The organism is Streptosporangium sp. NPDC006930 (genome assembly GCF_040635605.1).
In the GTDB taxonomy this organism is placed as follows: domain Bacteria; phylum Actinomycetota; class Actinomycetes; order Streptosporangiales; family Streptosporangiaceae; genus Streptosporangium.
In genome coordinates this window covers 17,238-37,007 of sequence record NZ_JBEYID010000025.1, presented here as the reverse complement: position 1 = coordinate 37,007, position 19,770 = coordinate 17,238, and the positions used below count along the sequence as shown (strand labels likewise).

17 protein-coding genes are annotated in these 19,770 nt (G+C 69.5%); 5 read left to right on the top strand and 12 right to left on the bottom strand.

Annotated features, from left to right (window positions below; all coding sequences use genetic code 11):
* The first annotated feature begins 389 nt into the window (after positions 1-389).
* The 4 genes from ABZ664_RS32755 (at position 390) to ABZ664_RS32740 (ending at position 4,728) form a co-directional block, all read left to right on the top strand.
* A complete protein-coding gene (locus tag ABZ664_RS32755; protein ID WP_362518603.1) occupies positions 390-1,781 on the top strand; it encodes an aspartate aminotransferase family protein in 1,392 nt (463 codons plus the stop codon).
* Complete coding sequence (locus tag ABZ664_RS32750; RefSeq protein WP_362518600.1) at positions 1,763-2,803, top strand: NAD-dependent epimerase/dehydratase family protein; 1,041 nt, start codon at positions 1,763-1,765, stop codon at positions 2,801-2,803. The genes ABZ664_RS32755 and ABZ664_RS32750 overlap by 19 nt, the downstream gene beginning before the upstream one ends.
* A 66-nt stretch (positions 2,804-2,869) precedes the next feature.
* A complete protein-coding gene (locus tag ABZ664_RS32745) occupies positions 2,870-3,784 on the top strand; it encodes a UbiA prenyltransferase family protein (RefSeq protein WP_362518597.1) in 915 nt (304 codons plus the stop codon).
* 62 nt (positions 3,785-3,846) lie between these two features.
* The gene (locus ABZ664_RS32740; RefSeq protein WP_362518594.1) at positions 3,847-4,728 is read left to right on the top strand and encodes a BTAD domain-containing putative transcriptional regulator; all 882 of its coding nucleotides are present in this window, start codon (positions 3,847-3,849) and stop codon (positions 4,726-4,728) included.
* Positions 4,729-4,782: 54 nt separating this feature from the next.
* On the opposite strand, the gene ABZ664_RS32735 is transcribed toward ABZ664_RS32740, so the two are convergent.
* The 6 genes from ABZ664_RS32735 to ABZ664_RS32710 all read right to left on the bottom strand — a co-directional run bounded on the left by ABZ664_RS32735 (position 4,783) and on the right by ABZ664_RS32710 (position 11,658).
* Entirely contained in the window at positions 4,783-5,940 is a 1,158-nt protein-coding gene (locus ABZ664_RS32735) for an endonuclease/exonuclease/phosphatase family protein (protein WP_362518591.1), read from the bottom strand.
* A 154-nt stretch (positions 5,941-6,094) separates the two neighbouring features.
* The gene (locus ABZ664_RS32730) at positions 6,095-7,129 is read right to left on the bottom strand and encodes a glycosyltransferase family 2 protein (RefSeq protein WP_362518588.1); all 1,035 of its coding nucleotides are present in this window, start codon (positions 7,127-7,129) and stop codon (positions 6,095-6,097) included.
* Positions 7,130-7,132: 3 nt separating this feature from the next.
* Positions 7,133-8,164, bottom strand: coding sequence for a glycosyltransferase (locus tag ABZ664_RS32725; RefSeq protein WP_362518585.1), 1,032 nt, complete (start codon positions 8,162-8,164; stop codon positions 7,133-7,135).
* A gap of 102 nt (positions 8,165-8,266) precedes the next feature.
* Positions 8,267-9,331 carry a lysylphosphatidylglycerol synthase domain-containing protein gene (locus ABZ664_RS32720; protein ID WP_362518582.1) on the bottom strand — a complete coding sequence of 355 codons (1,065 nt, stop codon included), beginning with the start codon at positions 9,329-9,331 and terminating at the stop codon, positions 8,267-8,269.
* A complete protein-coding gene (locus ABZ664_RS32715) occupies positions 9,328-10,413 on the bottom strand; it encodes a glycosyltransferase family A protein (protein ID WP_362518579.1) in 1,086 nt (361 codons plus the stop codon). The genes ABZ664_RS32720 and ABZ664_RS32715 overlap by 4 nt, the downstream gene beginning before the upstream one ends.
* An 18-nt stretch (positions 10,414-10,431) precedes the next feature.
* The gene (locus ABZ664_RS32710; protein ID WP_362518576.1) at positions 10,432-11,658 is read right to left on the bottom strand and encodes an endonuclease/exonuclease/phosphatase family protein; all 1,227 of its coding nucleotides are present in this window, start codon (positions 11,656-11,658) and stop codon (positions 10,432-10,434) included.
* 381 nt (positions 11,659-12,039) lie between these two features.
* Here ABZ664_RS32710 and ABZ664_RS32705 point away from each other — a divergent pair, with 381 nt between their 5' ends.
* Positions 12,040-13,059, top strand: a complete 1,020-nt coding sequence (locus ABZ664_RS32705; protein WP_362518573.1) for a glycosyltransferase family 2 protein — start codon at positions 12,040-12,042, stop codon at positions 13,057-13,059.
* On the opposite strand, the gene ABZ664_RS32700 is transcribed toward ABZ664_RS32705, so the two are convergent.
* The 6 genes from ABZ664_RS32700 to ABZ664_RS32675 all read right to left on the bottom strand — a co-directional run bounded on the left by ABZ664_RS32700 (position 13,053) and on the right by ABZ664_RS32675 (position 19,461).
* Positions 13,053-14,312, bottom strand: coding sequence for a DUF4192 domain-containing protein (locus tag ABZ664_RS32700; RefSeq protein WP_362518570.1), 1,260 nt, complete (start codon positions 14,310-14,312; stop codon positions 13,053-13,055). The genes ABZ664_RS32705 and ABZ664_RS32700 overlap by 7 nt on opposite strands.
* 170 nt (positions 14,313-14,482) lie before the next feature.
* A complete protein-coding gene (locus tag ABZ664_RS32695) occupies positions 14,483-15,283 on the bottom strand; it encodes an EI24 domain-containing protein (RefSeq protein WP_362518567.1) in 801 nt (266 codons plus the stop codon).
* Between the two features lie 99 nt (positions 15,284-15,382).
* Entirely contained in the window at positions 15,383-15,976 is a 594-nt protein-coding gene (locus ABZ664_RS32690; RefSeq protein WP_362518564.1) for a nucleoside triphosphate pyrophosphatase, read from the bottom strand.
* Positions 15,977-16,031: 55 nt separating this feature from the next.
* Positions 16,032-16,949, bottom strand: a complete 918-nt coding sequence (locus tag ABZ664_RS32685; protein ID WP_362518561.1) for a hypothetical protein — start codon at positions 16,947-16,949, stop codon at positions 16,032-16,034.
* 396 nt (positions 16,950-17,345) lie between these two features.
* Complete coding sequence (locus tag ABZ664_RS32680; RefSeq protein ID WP_362518558.1) at positions 17,346-18,083, bottom strand: peptidyl-tRNA hydrolase; 738 nt, start codon at positions 18,081-18,083, stop codon at positions 17,346-17,348.
* A 67-nt stretch (positions 18,084-18,150) separates the two neighbouring features.
* Positions 18,151-19,461 carry an MFS transporter gene (locus ABZ664_RS32675; RefSeq protein ID WP_362518555.1) on the bottom strand — a complete coding sequence of 437 codons (1,311 nt, stop codon included), beginning with the start codon at positions 19,459-19,461 and terminating at the stop codon, positions 18,151-18,153.
* Positions 19,462-19,770 lie beyond the last annotated feature (309 nt).

Sequence of the window (19,770 nt, the reverse complement as noted above, 5' to 3'; positions counted from 1 at the left end):
TCTCCGTAATGGCCACGGGCCTCGAAAGGCGAATCCCCGGGATCGCGTGCCGCGCCGTTTTTTCGCGCCCATGCCTCATCGAGCAAAGCTTCGACCTACACAAACTTGTGTGGTGCGAGGTATAGCAACATTCATCACTATTAGCGACATCTCTCTCGTCTTCTCACATCTGTAGAGAGAAGGCCGGCATCTTGCACAGGAAGCTCCGGGGGTTGATCGATGACAGCGGTGGCACCACCGCAGGCACCCGACGGACACCCGCCTCGCGACGATCGCCATCCTCGAACCGAACTCATCCGTGACGCCAGAAGCTGAAAGTTTCAGAAAAACGCCAGGAAAGGGCGGACGTGTCGGATCTAATCGGCATCGATGAGTGTGAAAACCTTACCGTGAAGCAGGTCCAGAACCTCTACGGGAAGTACGTCAGCCGCAGCCAGGTCAACCTCATGACCTCCTTCGGTTTCGGTCGCGAACTCGCCGAGCGAGCCGAGGGCGCCTGGATCTGGACCCGTGACGGCCGCCGGATCCTCGACGTCACCGGAGGGGTCGGCGTACTCAACCACGGCCACAACCACCCGCGCATCCTGGCCGCCCGCCGCCGGTTCGCCGACCGAGGGCGCATGGAGGTCCACAAGGCGTTCTTCTCGCCCTACGTGGCCGCCCTGAGCCACAACGTGGCCACGCTGCTGCCGGGCGACCTGAACATCTCCTACTTTCCGAACTCGGGCGCCGAGGCGAACGAGGGCGCCATCAAGATGGCGTACAAGTATCACGGCGGACGGCGTAACACCATCCTGCGGTCCGACATCAGCTTCCACGGCAAGACCCTCGGTGCGGGGAGCCTGACCGGATCCTCGGAGAACTCGTTCCGGTTCCCCGGGCTTCCCGGCATCGTCATCCACCCCTACGGCGACCTCGCGTCCGTACGGGCGGCGGTCGACGCCGCGCGCACCCCCGACGGGAAATGCGACGTCTACGCGATCATGGTCGAGCCCTTCAGTGCTTCGAGCATGCGTTCCTGGTCGGAGGCCGACCTGCACGGGCTGCGACGGCTCTGCGACGAGCACGACATCATCCTCATCTTCGACGAGGTGTACACCGGATGGGGTAAGACCGGCAGTCTCTTCTACTTCATGCGATATCCGGGCCTGCTGCCGGACATCCTCGTCTACTCGAAATCGCTCGGCGGCGGGAAGGCGTCGATCGCCGGGTACACCGCCCGAGAGCCCATCTTCCGCAAGGCATACGACCGGCTCTCCGACGTCATCCTGCACAGCACCACCTACTACGGGTTCGGCGAGGAGACCGCCACCGCGATCGAGGCGATCAACGTGATCGTCGAGGAGGACTACCCCGCGCGGGCCAGGCAGATCGAGCGCATCCTGGGCCCCGGACTGGAGAACATCCAGAAGCGCTATCCGGAGGTGGTCGGCCAGGTGACCGGTACCGGGGCGCTGTGGGGGGTGTTCCTGACCGGCGGCCCCAAGGTACTCGACCTCGCCGGCAAGCTGGCACCGGGCTTCTCCGGCGACCCGAATTTCCGCACCAAGCTGATCACCCTCTCGGTGATCGCGGAACTCTACCGCGAGCACGACATCGTGTCGTACTACAGCCCGAACGTCGAGAACCCGCTCGTCGTCGCGCCGACCCTCGCCATCGAGCCCGACGACCTCGAGTACTTCCTGGAGAGCCTCCACAAGACCTTGGCCAAGGGCCTGCCGCGCCTGCTCGCCAGGTTCGTGCGAGAGAAGGTGGGGTCACGGTGGCCTATCGGGTCGTAGTGACCGGCAGCGCCGGAATGCTCGGCGGCAACCTGGTCCGGCGGCTCGTACTCGCGGGTCACGAGGTGGTCGGCGTGGACCTGCGCCCGCCCTCGGAGCCGGACCCCGGATACGTCCACCGAGTCGGCGACGTACGGGACGTCTCGCTGATGACCGAGGCGATGGCCGGGGCGGACGCGGTCGTGCACTGCGCCGGCGCGCTGCCGAGCTATCCGGCGGAGCAGATCCACAGCCTGATCGTCGGTGGCACCCACAGCGTGCTGGAGGCCGCGCGCCGGGCCGGGGTGGAAAGAACGGTCCACATCTCCTCCACCGCCGTGTACGGGCTCCCGAAACTGGTGCCCACCCCTGAGGAGCACCCGCGCGAGCCCGTCGACCCCTACACCAGGGCCAAGACCGAGGCGGAGGAACTCGCCGACAAGTATCGCGCCGGCGGAATGTGCGTGCCGATCCTGCGCCCCAAGACCTTCCTCGGTCCCGGCCGGATGGGCCTGTTCGCGATGCTCTTCGAGTGGGCCGAGGAGGGCCGGAACTTCCCGGTCCTCGGCCGCGGGGACGTGCGCATCCAGATGCTCGCCATAGAGGACCTGGTGGATGCCGTGGCCGACGTCCTGACGGTGCCGGCCGACATCGCGAACGACACCTACAATCTCGCGGCCGCGGAGTTCGGCACGCTGCGAGAGGACTTCCAGGCGGTACTCGACACGGCCGGTCACGGAAAACGTGTCGTGTCACTGCCCGTCCGGCCGGCCCTGACCGGACTCCGACTGCTGGAAAGGACCCGGCTGTCGCCGGTGTACGGACGACTGGTGCACAAACTGCTCGCCGACTCCTACGTCAGCATCGACAAGGCCGGGGAGCGGCTCGGCTTCCGGCCCCGGCTGTCCAACCGGGACGCGATTCTCCGCACGTACGCCTGGTGGCGGGAGAATCGCGGCGCCGGCTCGCCTCGGGGCGCCGGCCAGACCAGCCGCGACGCGTGGCGGCAGGGCGCGCTGTCCCTGGCGAAAGTCTTCTTCTGAAGTGACGGGGAAAGCATGTACGTCGTCGAATCGGCAGACATCCCAGAGCTCCCACAGCCCCGGGAGGTGGCACCGGAAGAGGCAGCGAAGGCCCGGCCACACCTGGTCACGGACCTCTTCAGGCTGATACGGCCGTCGCACGCGGCCAAGGCGATCCTCCTCGTGCCGATCGCGCTCGTCGACACCTCCCTGTGGAGCCTCGCCGCGTTGGGTGAGATCGTCCTGGCCACGGTCGCGTTCATCCTCGCCTCCGCCGCCGTCTACGTCGGCAACGACATCGCCGACCGGCACCGTGACGCGCACCACCCCGTCAAGCGTCACCGTCCTGTCGCGGCCGGCCGCGTGGGGATCAGGCTCGCGTACGTCTACTGCGCCATCCTGCTCGGGCTGCTCGGCGCCATCGTCGGGCTCACCCCGGGCCCCTACTGGCCGATCCTCGCCTACCTCGTGATCAACATCGCGTACAGCGGCTTTCTCAAACACGTACCGCTGGTCGACGTGGGCACGATAGCCGTCTGTTTCGTCCTCCGGGTCATCCAGGGATACGAGGTGACCGGAGGGCGGGCCGCCGCCTGGTTGCTGGTCACGGTGTTCTCGATCTCCCTGCTGCTCCTCATCGGCAAGCGACGTCAGGAACTGAAGAGCGGTGCCGCGCACCGCCCGGCACTCCGTGGCTACTCGATGGAGCTGACCAACTGGCTGTTGCAGATCGCCTCCGTGCTCGCCCTCCTCTCCGGCCTCATCTACCTGCGCGACGAAGGCCCGTTCGGCCCACAGTACGGTCAGACGGCGATGCTGCTGTCCACGCCCTTCGCGCTCTTCGCCCTCTTCCGCTACCTGCAGATCCAGCTGATAGACGACGACGGTGGTGACCCGGTCCGGATCCTGCTTCGGGACCGGGTCATGGTCGCCAACTCGGTGCTGTGGGCCGCCACCCTGGGTGTGACGCTCGTGCTCGCCCACCATCTCGTCCCGTCGTGAAAGCGGCGTTGTGAAAGCGGCGTTGTGAAAGCGGCGTTGTGAAAGCGACACGGAAGGAAAGAATGGAAGTCCGCATACTGGGTCCGGTCGAGGTGACCGTCGACGGCCGGCGTGTTCCCCTGGGACCACCGCAACGACGTGCGGTGCTGGCCGCCCTCGCGGTCGACGTCAATCATCCCGTGTCACTTCCGACGTTGATCGACCGGGTCTGGAACCTTCCTCCGGACCGGGCGACGGATTCGCTGTACGCCCACATCGCACGCCTGCGGCAGGCACTGACGGGATCCGCGGTCTCCATCGAGCGCCGCGGCGGCGGTTACGTGCTGGAGGCCGACCCGGAGCGGGTGGACGCCCACCGGTTCCATCGGCTCGCGAAACAGGCGCAGACCCATGCGAACGACGACTCCGTCCGGGTCGCACTACTCGCCGAGGCGATGGAGCTGTGGCGCGGCTCGCCGCTGACCGGCATCTCGGGAGACTGGGCCTCCCGAATGCGCTACAGCATCGAGCAGCAGTTCGTCGGCGCCGTCGTCACCTGGGCGCAGGCGCACCTGCGGCTGGGACGGCCTGACACGGTCGTGACCGAGCTCACCCCCCTCGTTCCCCGCTACCCGCTCGTGGAGCCGCTCGCGAGCATGCTGATGCGCGCACTGTGCGCCCTGGGACGCACCGCGGAGGCGGTGGCCCAGTACGCGCTCCTGCGCGGATATCTGGCCGACCACCTGGGCATCGAGCCGGGGCCTGAGCTGCGCGCGCTGCACCAGGAGATCCTGCGAGGCGATCACGATCAGCCGACCTGGGCGGCCGGGGACGTGGTCCTGGCCGGCGCCGACCACGCCGGCTTCGGCTGGGTGCCCCTCGGGAAGCCAGCACGCGCCGAATCGCTGAGCTGGACCCGTCCCACGGCCCACCTGCCCGACCGGGTGCTGTCCCGGAGGCCCTGACCGTTCTTCCCCGGTCCTTCTGAGCATCCTCGTTTCCGGGCGATTCTTCCCAGGTCAACCGCTCGTCGAGACGACCAGGCGCTGCCCGCTGTGGTCGGAAAGACCGCCAGACCGGATCAACTCGTACCGGTGCACGGTGACGTCCGGCGTGGTGAACGCCCAGTCGATCCGCCACAGCGGCCAGCGGTCGTCCCAGGAGGTGGGGTAGAGCGATCCGAGCACCGGGGTGGCGTCGACGAGCCGGTCCGGCAGCAGGCGCAGGATGCCCATCGCCGGTGAGGCGTTGAAGTCCCCCGCCAGCAGGATCGGGTGCGGATTCCGCTCGACGTCGGCCGCGAGCGCGCGGAGGTTGGCCTGCCGCCGCTCGTGCTGGGTCCGGTTGAGGCGGCGGGGATCCGGGCCCCGGGGGAACGCGTGGACGGGAGAGTTGATGTGCGTGTTGTAGAGCGAGACGGTCTTTCCGCCGTCCCTGCCGTCCCCGCCGACGCGTACGTCCGTGCGCAGCGTCTTCACCGTGGAGAAATCCGGCAGACCCGGGTCGGGAGGTATGGCCTTGTCGCGTTCCTCCGACAACCACGGACGCAGGTCGATCCCCGACTCCAGGACGATCGGGAACCGGGAGACCGTCACCAGCTCGCTCGCCGCGGCGATGTGATAGCCGGGGAACTCCCGGCGCAGCCTGGCCAGGTCGTCCACCCGGATCGCCTTCGAGTCCTGGCCGAAGTAGACGTACTCCTGTAGGAGATACACGTCCGCCTTCTGGTCGTGCAGATACCGGTAGAAGTCGGCGATGTCACGTGGCGGAGTGCCGGTGGGCGGCGGCATCGCCGCCCCGTTCTCCGGCCGCTGGTCCCAATAGAACGTGTTCCAGGAGAACACCGTGATCGCGTCCGGCGGCGCGGGTGGGGGCCGGTGCCACAGGGCCGCGAGATTGAGCCCGCTCCCGCCTCCGCCGAGCACCAGGGAGGCGAGCGTCACCGCCGCGATCCACCCCCGTGCCTGGCGCGCCGGCAGGGCCACCGCGAGCAGCAGGACAGGGACGACCGCGAAGGCGATCGGCGGCACGAGCTCCGGAACCTGCCACCACCACACCCGGCCGGACAGCACGCGATGGAGCACCACGAACACCAGCCAGGCGACCGGCGCGGACAGCAGCGGCCAGGTCCTCCAGCGCGACCGCCACGCGGGCCGGGACCCTGCGGTCGCTGTCACGACCCGCGTATCGGTCATCGACGGCGACCGGGTCCGGAACGTGCGCGTGGCGCGGTCGTCGCGGTCGTCGCGGTCGTCATGGGCGCCGGGGACGTCGCGGGTGTTGTGAGCACCGCGGACGTCGCGGACGTCATGGGCGGGAACGGGCGAGCTGTCATGTCGTCGCCTCCCCGGTTGCCGGTGGCCGCACGAGCAGGTCGGAATCGTAGAGTCGGCGGAATCTGGCGGAGCAGAACCACTGCGCGACTCCGGCCGCCACTCCGGCGGCGATGGTCACGTTCACCACGAAATGCACCGTACCGTAGTAGAGCAGGAACAGCGGGCCGCGCCGCCGCAGCACGAACCGGTACATGCCGAGGTCCGCCAGGATCGACACGGCGAGGGCGAGGACCGGCAACGCGGCACCGGCCGGACCGAGCGCCACCGCCGGCAGCGTGACCACCGCCGCCAGGGCGGCGAGACTTCCACCGGCCCGGTTCGAGGTCTCGAACCCACGGGCGAAGCGCTTGCGCCGCGCGTACAGCGGCACCCGGGCGCGCCCTCGCCGAAACAGCTTGCGCAGCAACGTGAACAGCCGGTCGTCGTGGTCGTGCCGGGACCGCACCGCCGTGGTGAGCACCATGTCGTACCGCTGGGTGAGGCGGTGGCCGTAATCGACCTCCTCGGTCTCGCGCAACCGGGTGTTGAACGGCCCGACCTCGTCGAACACACTGCGGCGCATCGCGACCATCGCCGGGAAGAGAAACGAGATGGGCCCCTCGGAGCTCGCCGTCCAGTAGTAGTACTGCAGCGCCCGATACTCCTCGACGAGGCTGTCGCGGATCAGCGGCTCCGGGTCGTGGATGCTGCACACCGCCCCGAGCCGCGGATTCTCCGCGAGCATGCCCACCGCCACCTCGATGGCATCGGGATAGGCGGCCACGTCGGAGTCGACGAACACCAGGATCTCTCCACCGGTGTGGGCGGCGCCGAGGTTGCGCGCGCCGGCCACGCCCATGTTGCGCCCGGTGTGGACGACCCGGACACCGAGCCGTTCCGCGACCGCGACGGAGTCGTCGGTGCTGCCGTCGTCCACCATGATCAGCTCGATGGGCCGGTAGGTCTGCTCCCTCATGGCGCGCAGGCAGAGCTCCAGCGAGGCCGCGTAGTTGTAGTTGGGCACCACCACCGATACCAGCGGGCGGGTCATCGCTCACGCCCCCATCGCCGGCGCGGACGGGTTCGGCATGTCGTAGGTGCGCCGGAACCTGCTGGACAGCAGGCACTGCGCGACGCCGACGAACACCGCCACCGCGACGGTGACGTTCACCAGGAAGTGGATCGCGGTGAAGTAGACGGTGAACGCCGCACCGGCGTAGCGCCAGACGAAGCGGTACATCCCCAGGTCGGACGCGATGGAGCCGATCAGCAGCACGATCGGCACGAGCGCCCAGAGTGGGCCGAACAGCACCGGCAGCACCACGGTGACCACCGCGAACAGGGCGGCGAGCGAACCCCAGCCGCGGCTGCTGTTGGTCGGGCCGCCGTTGAAGTCCGGCCGGCGCAGGTACAGCGGAATGTGCAGGCGCGCGCGGTGGAAGAACTTCGACAGCACCACGCTCAGCCGGTCGTCGTGGTCGTGCGCGCCCCTGATCGTGGTGTCCAGCACGATGCGGTAGCGCTGGGTGATCCGGTGACCGTAGTCGGCGTTCTCACTGTGGCGCAACGCCGGGTTGAGCGGACCCACCTCGTGGAAGACCCTCGCCCACATCGCGAAGATCGCCGAATAGATCGTGGTGATGTCGCCCGCGTCACCGGAGATCCAGTAGTGCAGTTGAAGGCTGCGGTACCGCTCCACGCGGCTGTCGGGGATCAACGGCTCGGGCTCGTACGTGCCGCACACCACTCCCAGCGTGGGATCGGACGTGAGCAGCGCCACCGCGTTCCCGATCGTGTCCGGGGTGAGCGCCACATCCGAGTCGAGGAAGAACAGCACCTCCCCGCGTGCGTGCAGGACGCCGAGGTTGCGCGCCGCCGGCGCCCCGATGTTGGTGTCGGTGACCACCACCTGCACCCCGTGCCGGCGGGCCGTCTCCACCGAGTCGTCGGTGCTGCGGTCGTCGACGACGATCACTTCGATGTGCGGATAGTCCTGCCGCTCCAGCGCGCTCAGGCACAGGTCCAGCGTGCGGGCGTAGTTGTAGTTCGGCACGATGACCGAGACCAGCGGTCGCTGCTCATCCATGGTCGATGCCCCCTTCGGGTTGGCGGGCGTCCGCCGGCCGGGAGGGGACCTGCCCGGCGGACGCTCGCGCGCATTCGTGTCTTCTTCCGATGCTTGACATGGCTACTTGTCTCCCGCCGGTGCCGGTGCCGCTGCCGCTTCGGCCTCCGTCGCCCGCTCTGTCGCCTGCTCTGTCGCCAGCTCCGGTTCCGGTTCCGCCGCCGAGGCCGGAGCGCGCCTGATGGCGACCTCGGCCACCGCCAGCGCCGCCGCTCCCAAGGCCACTTCGCTGACCGTGGAGACCAACCGGCTCGCCACCGCCACCACCGCGGCGGCCGGCGCGGGCAGCACCACCGTCAGGGCGGCGGTCAGCACCGCCTCGCGGACACCGATCCCGTCGGGCAGCACGACCGTCAGCATTCCGACCGTCGTGGCCAGGGTGAACGCGCCCACGCACAGTCCCAGGGACCGCACGGGGTCGGCCCCCATCGCGACCGCGAGCAGCCACAGGTGCAGGCCGGTGACCGTCCACGACACCGCCTGCGAGACAACGGCCAGCCGTATCCCACGTGCCGACGCCGACCTGGTCGGGTCCGGCCGGCGCAGCAACCGCAGCAGAAGGTGCGCGCCGTGGTTGACCAGCTGCGGTCGTACCAGCACGACCACGACCAGCACCGTCGCCGCCGCCACCAGCCATGCCACCTGGGTGCCGAGCATCTGCACGCCCGCGAGCAGCCCGATCGTGAGCCCGGTCAGCAGGACGAGGCTCATGCTCAGCGCCGCCGTGCTCATCAACCGCCCGAAACCGACGCCGTTGGCCGTGGCCACCTTGGTCGCGGCGATCAGGCCCGGCACCTTCCCCGGCACGTACTTGCTGAGGAACGTCACGAAGAAGACGCGCGCCACCCGTGGTTCGCTCACCGGCGGGCCGAGCTCGAACAGCACCGCCCGCCACGCCAGATAGCCGAACCCCAGCCCGACCATGCTGATCAGCAACGCACCGGCGAGCAGGAGGCCGATCCGCCCGCCGTCGCTCCTGGCGAGCATGACCGAGACCACGCTCCAGTCCTGCCCGGCCAGCGCCATCGCCACCGCACCCACCAGGACCAGGGCGAACGCCGCCATCAGGGCGCGTACGAGCGCACGAGGCGGACGCCACGACAGGCGCCACGACCGGCTCTCGCTCACTCCGGCGCGCCGGCCGAGGAGACCGTGGTCAGGCCGGTCTTGGCCGGGTGCCCCTGGCGGCGGAGCAGCTCGAAGACGAGCCGTGGCAGCCCCGCGCCGGCTCCGAGGAAGAACGCCGTGTGATAGCAGAACTGCATCGAGGCCATGAGCAGCGCGAAGCCCGCGCCCCTGTAGCGGTAGGAGTATCGAAGGAAGTCACGGTTCACCGTCACGAACGCCGCCAGCAGCAGCGCGAGCACCAGGAGCAGCCACGGCGCGAGGAAGACGAACGGCAGCGTGAACAGGCTCAGCGCCGCCGAGACGGAGGAGATCCGTGGCGGCAGGCGGCGGGTGCGGGGTTCCGGCCCGATCATGTCAAGCCGGAATCCGATCGTGTCGTCGTCGTACAGCCGCCGCGCCCTCAACATGATCACCGGCAGGGTGCTGGCCCTGACGAACCGCTCCCACATGCACTCCCAGAACCGGTCGACATCGTCCGCTCTGGTGACCACGGTCGCGGTCACCACCAGCCGGTACTTGGACGGCACCCGGTTGCCGAACTCGAAGTCCTCACCGTCGCGCAACCGCTCGTCCAGCCCACCCGCCTCGCGGAAGACCGTGCGCGGGATCAGCGAGTTGGACAGGAACGTGGACACCGCCCGCTGGCGGTCGAAGTGCTCGGAGAAGACGCGGTAGCGCTCCACCGGGCCGTCGTCGAAGAGCGGTTCCTTGTCGTAGATCCCCTGGACCATGCCGCAGCCGGGCGTGTCCCGATAGGCGCGCACCGCGTTCTGTACGGCGTCCGGAGCCAGCGCCGTGTCGGAGTCCACGAAGAAGAGCAGGGGCGAGCTGCTGGCGTCCACCCCGGTGTTGCGCGCCGCCGAAGGCCCCCGGTTGCTCGGCAGTTCGATGATCGTGCACGGGAACTCCCGCGCGATCTCCAACGAGCCGTCCGTGCTGCGATCGTCGACCACGATCACCTCGGCCGGGGGGTGAGTCTGCGCGTACACCGCCTCCAGGCAGGCTCGGAGAGTCTTCTTCTTGTTGTAGTTCGGCACGATGACCGCGACGTCCTCGGGCCGCGCCGTCGCCGGTTCCGTCATGTGAATTCCTTCCGCGGCTCAGTGGCCAACCGATAGAACCGTTTGTTGAGGGCGGTGGTCGGACAGTCCGGCGGCTTCGGGCATCTCGTAGCGGTGCACGAGGAGGTCCGGCGTGGTGAGCACCCAGTCGATCCGCCAGAGCTCGGCGACTCCCGCGAGGTAGGTGACCGGGTAGAGGGACGGCAGCGCCCGGGTGTGATCGACCAGCTTCTCCGGCAGCAGCCGGAGCATCCCCATCGCCGAGGTGGTGTTCAGATCGCCGCCGAGCATCACCGGATGGTCGTTGGCCTCGATGTCCGCGCGAAGCGCCCGATAGCTCGCCTCCCGCCGGCTGTGGGCGTACTGGTTGGAGTCACGGGCCTCGCCGTCGTACAGCCGCCACTCGATCGGAGGCTGGTTGATCTGCGTGTTGTAGAAGGAGACGACCGTGTCGTTCACCTGGATGTCGGTGCGCAGCGTCTCGACCGTGTAGGAGGTCGGCCAGTCCCGCATCACCTCCGGCACCGCCTTCTGGTCGTCGGGCAGCCACCGGGTGATGTCGATCCCGCGCTCCCCGACGATGGGGAGCCGGGAGAGTGTGATCAGCTCCCCGGACGTCGCGACCTCGTATCCGGGGAACTCGCGCCGCAACTCCGGCAGCTTGTCGATGCGGAGTGCCATGTCGGCGGTCCACTTCGACGTCATCATGTCCCCCGCCGAGGTGTCGACGTACAGATACTCCGAGAGCAGGTAGACGTCCGCGTCCATCTCGCGCAGGTAGTCATAGAAGTCGGGTGAATAGCTGTTTCCGTCGGAGGTGCGCCAATCCTGGTCCCAGAACTCGGTGTTCCAGGTGACCACGGTGATCGCCCCGGGCGGTGCGGGCGGCGGGGTGTACCAGAGGGTCGCCACATTGATCCCGCTCTGTCCCGCGCCGAGCACCAGGGCGAACACCAGCACCGAGATGACCCGCCAGCGGACCGGGCGCGCCAGCGGCGCCACCACCAGCACCAGAACCGGCACCGCCACGAACATGAACGGCGGCATCAGGTCGAGCGGAGCCCACAGCGAGGTGCGGCCGCTCACCAGCAGGTGCACGACCACGAACAGCAGCCACCCCGTGGTGGCGGTCACCACCAGCCGGGTTCCCAGGCACCATCGTCGCCGCGGCCGGATGAACCGACCGAGGCGAGCCCACCGGCCGACCGGCTTCTCCGGGGGGATCTCCGTGGGCTGATCCTCGGTCAAGATGTCCCGGTCGCCCATCAGCACACCACCTCGGCACGTAGGTCAGGCCGGCGACAGCCATTGAAGATCCGCGATCACTTCCAGCGACACCTCAACGTACTGACCGGTTCTTGTCGCTTCCTTGTCGTCCGCGCCCGCGGAATCAACCGCGCCGCGGACCACACGGGCCGCGGCACAGGCCGCATGGAAAGGGAACCGTACGACGCGGCGAACCGGACGACAAGAATGAGACAAGCCGTCGCGGCTAGCGTGGACTGGAAGCAAGCCGGAAGCAAGGCGGTCCGAGGCCTGGCGACGAGCCACGGCCGGTCGACCGAGAACCCACCGGGGCAGTCCGCCCTGATCATCGGCCAACACCCCGCGGTTCGGAAAGAGCGGCCTTCAGCCAATGGAGCACCCATGAATCGAGAACGCCCGCTAGTCTCGGTCATCATCCCCAGCTTCAACCGGTCCCACGTGCTACGCCTGTGCCTACGTGCGATAAAGGAGCAGACCTACTCGCCCATCGAGGTCATCGTGGTGGACGACTGCGGCACCGAGGACGCGGCGGAGGTGGCCAGGTCGATGGGCGTCACCGTGCTGCGCACCGAGGTCAACAGCGGGGCGTCGACCGCGCGCAACCTCGGCGCGGAGCACGCCCACGGCGAGATCCTGCTCTTCCAGGACGGCGACATAGCACTCGACCCGGACAGCGTCGAGAACGCGGTGAACATCCTCAGATCCGAGCCCAGGCTGGGTGCCCTGGGCGGCATCCTCCACCCCGAGCCGCTGGCGACCAGAAGCCTCGCCGCGCAGTATCGCGCGCTGCAGATGTATCACTGGTGGATGCCGACCGACCGCCCGACCCTTGAGCTGCACGCCGCCGTGCTCGCCGTGCCGACCGAGGTGTTCAAGGAGATCGGCCCCTTCAACCCCCATCTGAGCGACACGGTGTCCGCGGACTACCGCTCCCGGCTGATGCGGAAGAACTACGAGGTGCGCATCACCGACGCCGTCTGCGGCCGGGCCGACCACGACTCCACACTGCGGATGATCGTGAGCAAGGTGTTCCGGCGCGCACGGGTGAGCGCCCGGGAATGGACCCGGGGCGAGACGCCCGGTGACTCCGTACCGCGCGCGTTCGGCGGTGTCCTGCTGGTCGCCGCCGTACCGGCGATCTCGCTGCCACTGCTGGTCGGTCCCGCCGGTGCCCTCGTGTCGCCGCTCCTCGTCGCCGCCGCCGTGGTCCTCGACGGCAGCACCTACCGGCGGGTGTTCGCCCGCCGAGGTCTCCTCTTCGGCCTCTACTTCGGCGCCGTCCATCTTCTGGTCACCTTCGTGGGAGCGGCGGGAGCTGGGGTCGGCGTGCTTCAGCGTCTCGTGGGAGGGCGGCCGAGTGTTCCCTGGGTCCCCCAGACCGGTGAGCTGAAGCATCAATGACGCGCCCCCGTAGCGGCCCCCTCGGATGCGGGGCCGCCGGGTTTCTCCAGCAGCGCGGCCATCGGAAGCAGCCAGGCCATCCGGGGAGTGCCCATCTCCCGGTCGAGCTCCTCGGGGCTGGGCATCCTGTCGTTGAGCGCGTGCGGTGGGACAAGATGGTGGATCGCGTGCGCGAGCAGGTTGGCCATCGAGTAACCGGGGTTGACCTCGTGCGCCCGGGTGAGGGCGACGCCCGCCAGCGCGGAGTCTCCCCGCTGCCAGGCGACCAGGCCGAGTAGCGAGGCCGCCGGAGGCACGAACCGCGGCTCGAGCCTCCGGGTCAGGTCGTGCCAGAGCCTGAGGTGCGCCTCGTGACTCTCCTCGCCGACCAGCGCCCATGCCTCGTCACGGATCCTGATCACCGCCAGGTCGATCCCCAGCCTGACCGCCTGCTCCTCGCCGAGCCGCCCTCCCGAGGCGTAGGTGACGATCGCCTCGCGAACCCTGGCCATGCCGTCCGCGACGAACTCCGCCGCGAACCCGTCGGCGTCGCGGCATCTGGCGAGCCTGCCGCGAAGCTCCGCCGTGAGACGGTCCGTCGCCTCGCTCATCGCCTCCCGCGCGGACCCGGCGATTGGGTCGAGCGAGCGCTCCAGGGTCTGCCTGTCCGGCAGGGCGACCAGCCCGTGCAGGACCGCCTCGGCCGCGACCGCGTCGGCCCGCCGCTCGTACGGCACGCCGTCGGCCGGGCAGCAGTCGGTCCGCGAGCACTCGTACGACCAGTAGCGACCGCCCTCCACCCGGAGCGCGTCGACGACGACGAGATCGCTCCGGCGGAACAGCGCCACGGCCTCGTCGACGGCCGGGGTCACCAGCGGGCCGGGACCGTACCCCACCAGGATGACCTGGGCGACGCCCTCCTTTCCGAAGAGCGGGACGATCTGGCCGAGAGCGCCGGAGCCCAGAGGCAGATCCCAGCGGACGGTGAGGTGCAGCCTGATCCTGGGCGGACTGCCCGTGAGTCCGATGACGACCAGGCTGTCGGCGGGGTGGAACCCCAGCAGGTAGGGAACGGCCCCCAGGACGTCTTCCGTGGAACCGAGCAGGAGCCGGGGCGCCGAGGCGAGCGGGGAGGGTGGAGACTGCGGAAAGAAGGACTCGGACGAGACCGCAGACGAAGGAGAGAGCGCTTCGAACGAAGCCGAGGAATCGTTCGACGAGGTCGGGAACCGAGGGAAGGAGGACTCGGGCGAGGCCGGGTGGTCTGGTGTCATGCCGGGAAGCCTCGCCGGAACCGGGCCACCGCTCCCGCCCCGAACGGCATTCTGTGGACAGAGCCCGCGACCGTCCACAGCCGGACGGCCCCCGTCACCCCTCACCTGGCCGCCGGCACCTGAACGGGACCCGCTGAAGGCCCGGTGACTCCCTTCCTGGAGTCGCCCCCTCAGACACCCCTGTCGACGCGTGGGCCCCCGGCCGTGCTTCCCTCAGGCAGGACGGCCGGTGCCAGACGGGTGCGGACCATGATGGCCGCACCGGCCACGGCGGCGGGCATCGCGACCACCGCGACGAACGGGATGAGGAAGAGCAGGAAGAGCAGGACCCCGAAGCCGAGCGCGGGGGCCTTGTTCCCCCTGAGCAGGCCGAATCTGTTCTTGCGCACCAGCCCTCTGCGCTCGAGGGCCAGGGTGGTCAGCTCGACCGTGAGGAAGAACCCGGAGACCAGGGCACCCAGAACCGGCACCACCGTCTGCCCGATCACCGGCACGAAACCGAGGAAGAAGAGCGGGATCGTGAACAGTAACAGCCATCCGAGGGTGATCACGCTGTCCCTGATGGATCGGGGGATCGACTTCCACAGCGGAAGGTCGTGGCCGGTCGGCACCTCCCCGTAGGTCTCCTCCACCTTCTCGGAGAGCTTCTCGTAGAAGGGGTCGCCCAGGATCAGGGTGATCGCCGTGAAGGTCACCACCGACAGGATCAGCCCGGCGACGAAGATCGCCAGTCCGACCAGTCCCCGCAGCGCGGTCCGTGCCCCCTCGCCCCATCCGTCGGCGAACGGCGTGCCCCACGCGGCGAGGTCCAGCGCGTTCGTGCCGAGAAAGTAGAGGCCGGTCACGTAGAGGGCGAACGCGATCAGCGCAGGGATCAACCCGAACAGCCACCAGCGCGGGTTTCGCGCGACCCAGCGCAGTCCCTGGAAGAAGAACCCGATGCCGTCCAGAAAGGAGCGGAAATGACCCATGGCGGAAGATTATCGGGATCGGATCCCCTTGGGAGGACGGTCGGCGATCCCGCGAACAGAGCGCGGACGGCAGATGTCCCGGGAAAAGAAGCCGCGGCCTCAGGGGCGCTGCCAGAGGCCGGGAACGGAGACCCCGAGGGTGCCCAGGAGGCGGCGGAGCAGGGGCAGGGAGATGCCCAGGACGTTGCCGTGGTCGCCGTCGATGCCGTCGACGAACCAGCCGCCACGCCCGTCCAGGGTGAAGGCCCCCGCGACGTGGAGAGGCTCGCCGGTGGCGACATAGGCGGCGATCTCGTCGTCTCCGGCGGTGCCGAAGCGCACCACCGTCGCGCCCACCTCCGCCGCCTCGCGCCCGTCCGCGACGTTGATGACGCAGTGGCCGGTGAGCAGTCGTCCCTCACGTCCGCGCATGTCGCGCCAGCGGGCCACGGCCTCCTCGGGCGAGGACGGCTTGCCGTAGGCACGACCGTCGAGTTCGAGGATCGAGTCGCAGCCGATGACCAGCCCGCTGCTCAGGCCGCCGGCGACCACGGTCGCCTTCGCGCGGGCCAGCGTGAGGCAGAGCTCACTCGGGCTGTCGGCGGTGATGGCGTCCTCGTCCACACCGCTGACGATCACTTTGGGATCGAGTCCGGCGCTGCGGAGCAGGGCGAGGCGGGCGGGAGAGGCGGAGGCGAGGACGATCTGGGTCACGGCGACCGAGCCTAGCGCGGCTCTCCCTGCCCTCTCGCCACGGACTCGGGTGACGCTATTTCACTCGAAGGGAGGAGACCGCGGTGTTGATGGCGCGCCAGTACTTGCTCTGGGTGTCGGGAATCGTGGCGAAAAGCATCGCGGGCTTGGCACCGGAGATCTCGGTCACGGCGACGGCGGCCATGGAGAAGCGCGTCTTGCCCTTCAGCTTGTACTTCACCCGGTAGGCGAGCAGCCAGCCGTTCTTGATCGGTTGCGAGGCGGTCCAGGTGATCCTGCCGCCCTTGGGGTGGTGGTTGAGCGTCCACCGAGCGGCCAGCAGCGCGGTGTCCTTGGACTCCCGTTGCACCAGGATCGGCACCGGGCAGCTCACGACCATCGCCCGGTGACCGGCCCCCTTCGCCTTCGGCAGCACCTGCTTGGTGGCGAACGGCGACGCGCCGAAGACCTTCCAGGGCTTGCCCAGGCGGACCAGCGACACGCCCGATCTTTCGTCCTGGACGCGGCGCTTGCTCTTGGCCGCCTTGCCCGAGAGGCGGCCGAGCCGCTTGTCGCGCGGCGGGTCGGGCACCCGGGGATCGGTGAGGGCCGCGATGACGGCGCTGCGGTCGGGCGCGGGCTCGAAGCCGTCGGACGCCGAGGCGGGGGCGGCCGTCTCGGAAGGACTCGGGCTCCCCGAGGGGGACGCCGACGCGGAGGGGGTGTCCGAGGGGGACGCCTGCGCGGCGGAGGCCTGCGTGGACGCCTGCTCCGACACCGAGGTGGACGGCTCCGCCGAGACTGAACCGGGCGAGGGGGGCGCGGCAGATGGCGCGGCGATCTGCCCCGTCTTTCCCTCGCCCGGTTGATCTGAGGAGCCCGAGGAGACGAAGCCGACCACCGTCGCGACCGCGGCCACGATCACCGCGACGCCCACGGCCAGGATTCGGTAGATCACGCGCATCGGCAGGTCGCCGATGCGGGACCGTTTCACGGGGGAATCCGGTAGCTTCGGGGGACTCTCCGCCACAATTTTCGGCATCTCCGACGTGGCCGCCTCGGCGGTCACGTATGTCGGCGCGGGACCCGTCTCCCGGGTCCCCTGAGTCCCACCCAACCCATCGAGCACGATCGGGAGCGTACGACAAATCCGGTTTTCCCGTGCGGGATCCCCATCACACTTCGGGAACGAGTACCTTTCTCGCCCCCGTGTCAAACGCTCCGCGACGAATTCGGAATGTTCGTGGAGTGCGAGGCCGGGCTCACCTCCGATGCCTCCTCCCGCGAGGCGGGAGCCGCACACCGACCTGCCGATCGCGCGCGCCGGCACCCCGGGCCCCTCACCGACCGCGGACGAGGCGCCGTACGGGAATCGAACTCCCTGAAGGGGTCACCGGCCGCCCTCGCGCAGCCAAGGGGCGTCCGCGACGACCGTACGGGAGCCGGGCTCGATCTCGGTGAATCCGGCGTCTCTCACCACCGGCAGACCCGAGGCGACCAGCCCGGCCCACGCGGCGGGATCGGCGGTGCGCACGGAGACCGCCGGACCCTTTTCCCGCCAGGCCCGTCTGGCGTCGTCCCCGCTCGCCTGCCAGGCGAGCTGGGCGGCGTGTCCCGCCTGGGCCATCGCCTTGCCGGCCGACATCGTCAGTCCCGGGTTGAGCCAGAGCACCACGTCTCCCGGTGGTCCCGGCTCGGAGGAGTCGGTGAGTTCGGTACCGGAGACCTGGAGCCTGGAGAGGTCCTTGGGCCAGCCGTCCAGCGGGACCGGCGGGTGGACGCGGACCTCGGCGGTGCCCGAGGTGACGGTGACACCGGGCAGGTCGAGCACCCTGCGCCACTCCGCCCCGCGCGCCCGCCGGACGACCTTCCTGAACCGGCTGCCGTCCCAGACACGTACCGCCTCGGCCCACTCGCCGCCGTCGAGAGCGCGCGGGTCGTCGAGCAGCGCCAGCACGGCCAGTGCCGCCGCCTCCAGGGCGTCGGTCCGCTCGGGCGGCGCGGAGCGTTCGATGCGCACCACGAGCGGGAGGACCCTCCTGTCCCGATCAGCGTCTCCGCCGTCCCCGCCGTTCCTGCCGGCCGTCCCGCCCGTCGCCCCTGTCGCGTCGTCCCCGGCGCCGGTCATGCGGTCTTCTCCGGCCACCGCGCGTCCGTTCCGGTTCCGTCTCCCGCGGTTCGCCCGCCTCGTTCTCTCACGCCTTCAAGGATGCCTGCTTCCCCGCGGTGGACTCCCCGCCGAGGGACGACTTCCTGGTGATGGCGATCGACATGACGGCGGCGGCGAGGCATAGGAGGCCCGCGGCGTACCAGGCGAGGTCGTAGGCGCCGAAGTGGTCACGGGTGATCCCCGCGGCGACCGCCGCGATCGCGGCACCGACCTGGTGGGAGGCGAAGACCCAGCCGAACACCACGGCCCCCTCCGGACCGTAGATCTGGCGGCACAGGGCGACCGTCGGCGGGACCGTGGCCACCCAGTCGAGGCCGTAGAAGATGATGAAGACGAGCATGCTCGGCTCCGCGGTGGCTCCGAACAGGCTCGGCAGGGCCATCAGCGACAGGCCGCGCAGCCCGTAGTAGACGCCGAGGAGGATGCGCGAGTCGACCCTGTCGCTCAGCCAGCCGGACGCGACGGTCCCGACCACGTCGAAGATCCCGACCAGGGCGAGCAGTCCCGCTGCCACGGGTTCTGCCATGCCGTGGTCGTGGGCGGCGGGGATGAAGTGGGTGCCCACCAGGCCGTTGGTGCTCATCCCGCAGATCGCGAAGCCTCCGGCGAGCAGCCAGAAGGGACGCGTACGCGCCGCGCTCCACAGCACGCCGAGTGCGCGTGAGGCGGCGCCTCCCACCCGTGCCGGCCGAACGGCGGGGGGTGCGGCGGGATCGGCGCCCAGGGCGGTGGTGCCCACCTCCTCCGGCCGGTCGCGCAGCAGGAACCAGACCAGGGGGACCACGGCGAGGGCGGCGACGGCGACCGTGACGGCCGCCGACCGCCACCCCCTGTCCGCCGCCAGATGGGCGAGGACGGGCAGGAAGACGAGTTGCCCGGTGGCCCCGCCCGCCGTCAGCACGCCGGTGACGAGGCCGCGGTGGCGGACGAACCAGCGTTCGGTGAGAGTGGCGGCGAAGACCAGGGCCATCGAGCCGGCGCCCAGTCCGACCAGGACGCCCCAGCAGAGGATGAGCTGCCAGGGGGCGTTCATCAGGATGGTGAACCCGCTGCCCGCGGCGACCAGCAGCAGGGCGTACGTCACAACCCTGCGCATGCCGAAGCGGTCCATGAGTGCGGCGGCGAAGGGCGCGGTCAGCCCGTAGAGCATGAGGTTGACCGAGACGGCCAGCGAGATCGTGCCCCGGGACCAGCCGAATTCCTCCTGCAGCGGTGTGATCAGCACCCCGGGCGTCGCCCGGAACCCCGCCGCGCCGAGGATGGCCACGAACGCGACTCCCGCCACGATCCAGGCGCGGTGGAGTCTGCGGTTGGGCGCCCGAAGTGTCGTTGTCATGCGCCCCATAATCGTGGGGCGGCACCTCGCCCAGCGAGTGGCCCGAGTGCCAATAACCGCAAGAATCAGGCCAGAGCCTCCTCGCTCACGGATACACCCGTGACGCGAACCCAGAAGATCTCCATCTCACATTTTGGGTGAATTCGCTCAAAGGTTACGTTTTTCCTATTCTCCTGACCTGAGGGTTTCGCGCCCGGCATGGTCACGGAGCGGGCACGATGCCCGTCCGGGGCTCGCCCGGTCGCGAGAGGTGACGATGCTCGACCGGCACGGGGGCCTTGCCGGGGACCGGGCGATCGAAGGGGTGGT

Excerpts from the sequence above, each read along its gene's own strand:
- ABZ664_RS32740 (WP_362518594.1), top strand. The coding sequence starts at position 3,847 with ATGGAAGTCCGCATACTGGGTCCGGTCGAGGTGACCGTCGACGGCCGG.
- ABZ664_RS32730 (WP_362518588.1), bottom strand. The coding sequence starts at position 7,129 with ATGACCCGCCCGCTGGTATCGGTGGTGGTGCCCAACTACAACTACGCG.
- ABZ664_RS32725 (WP_362518585.1), bottom strand. The coding sequence starts at position 8,164 with ATGGATGAGCAGCGACCGCTGGTCTCGGTCATCGTGCCGAACTACAAC.
- ABZ664_RS32715 (WP_362518579.1), bottom strand. The coding sequence starts at position 10,413 with ATGACGGAACCGGCGACGGCGCGGCCCGAGGACGTCGCGGTCATCGTG.
- ABZ664_RS32710 (WP_362518576.1), bottom strand. The coding sequence starts at position 11,658 with ATGGGCGACCGGGACATCTTGACCGAGGATCAGCCCACGGAGATCCCC.
- ABZ664_RS32705 (WP_362518573.1), top strand. The coding sequence starts at position 12,040 with ATGAATCGAGAACGCCCGCTAGTCTCGGTCATCATCCCCAGCTTCAAC.
- ABZ664_RS32700 (WP_362518570.1), bottom strand. The coding sequence starts at position 14,312 with ATGACACCAGACCACCCGGCCTCGCCCGAGTCCTCCTTCCCTCGGTTC.
- ABZ664_RS32695 (WP_362518567.1), bottom strand. The coding sequence starts at position 15,283 with ATGGGTCATTTCCGCTCCTTTCTGGACGGCATCGGGTTCTTCTTCCAG.
- ABZ664_RS32680 (WP_362518558.1), bottom strand. The coding sequence starts at position 18,083 with ATGACCGGCGCCGGGGACGACGCGACAGGGGCGACGGGCGGGACGGCC.
- ABZ664_RS32675 (WP_362518555.1), bottom strand. The coding sequence starts at position 19,461 with ATGACAACGACACTTCGGGCGCCCAACCGCAGACTCCACCGCGCCTGG.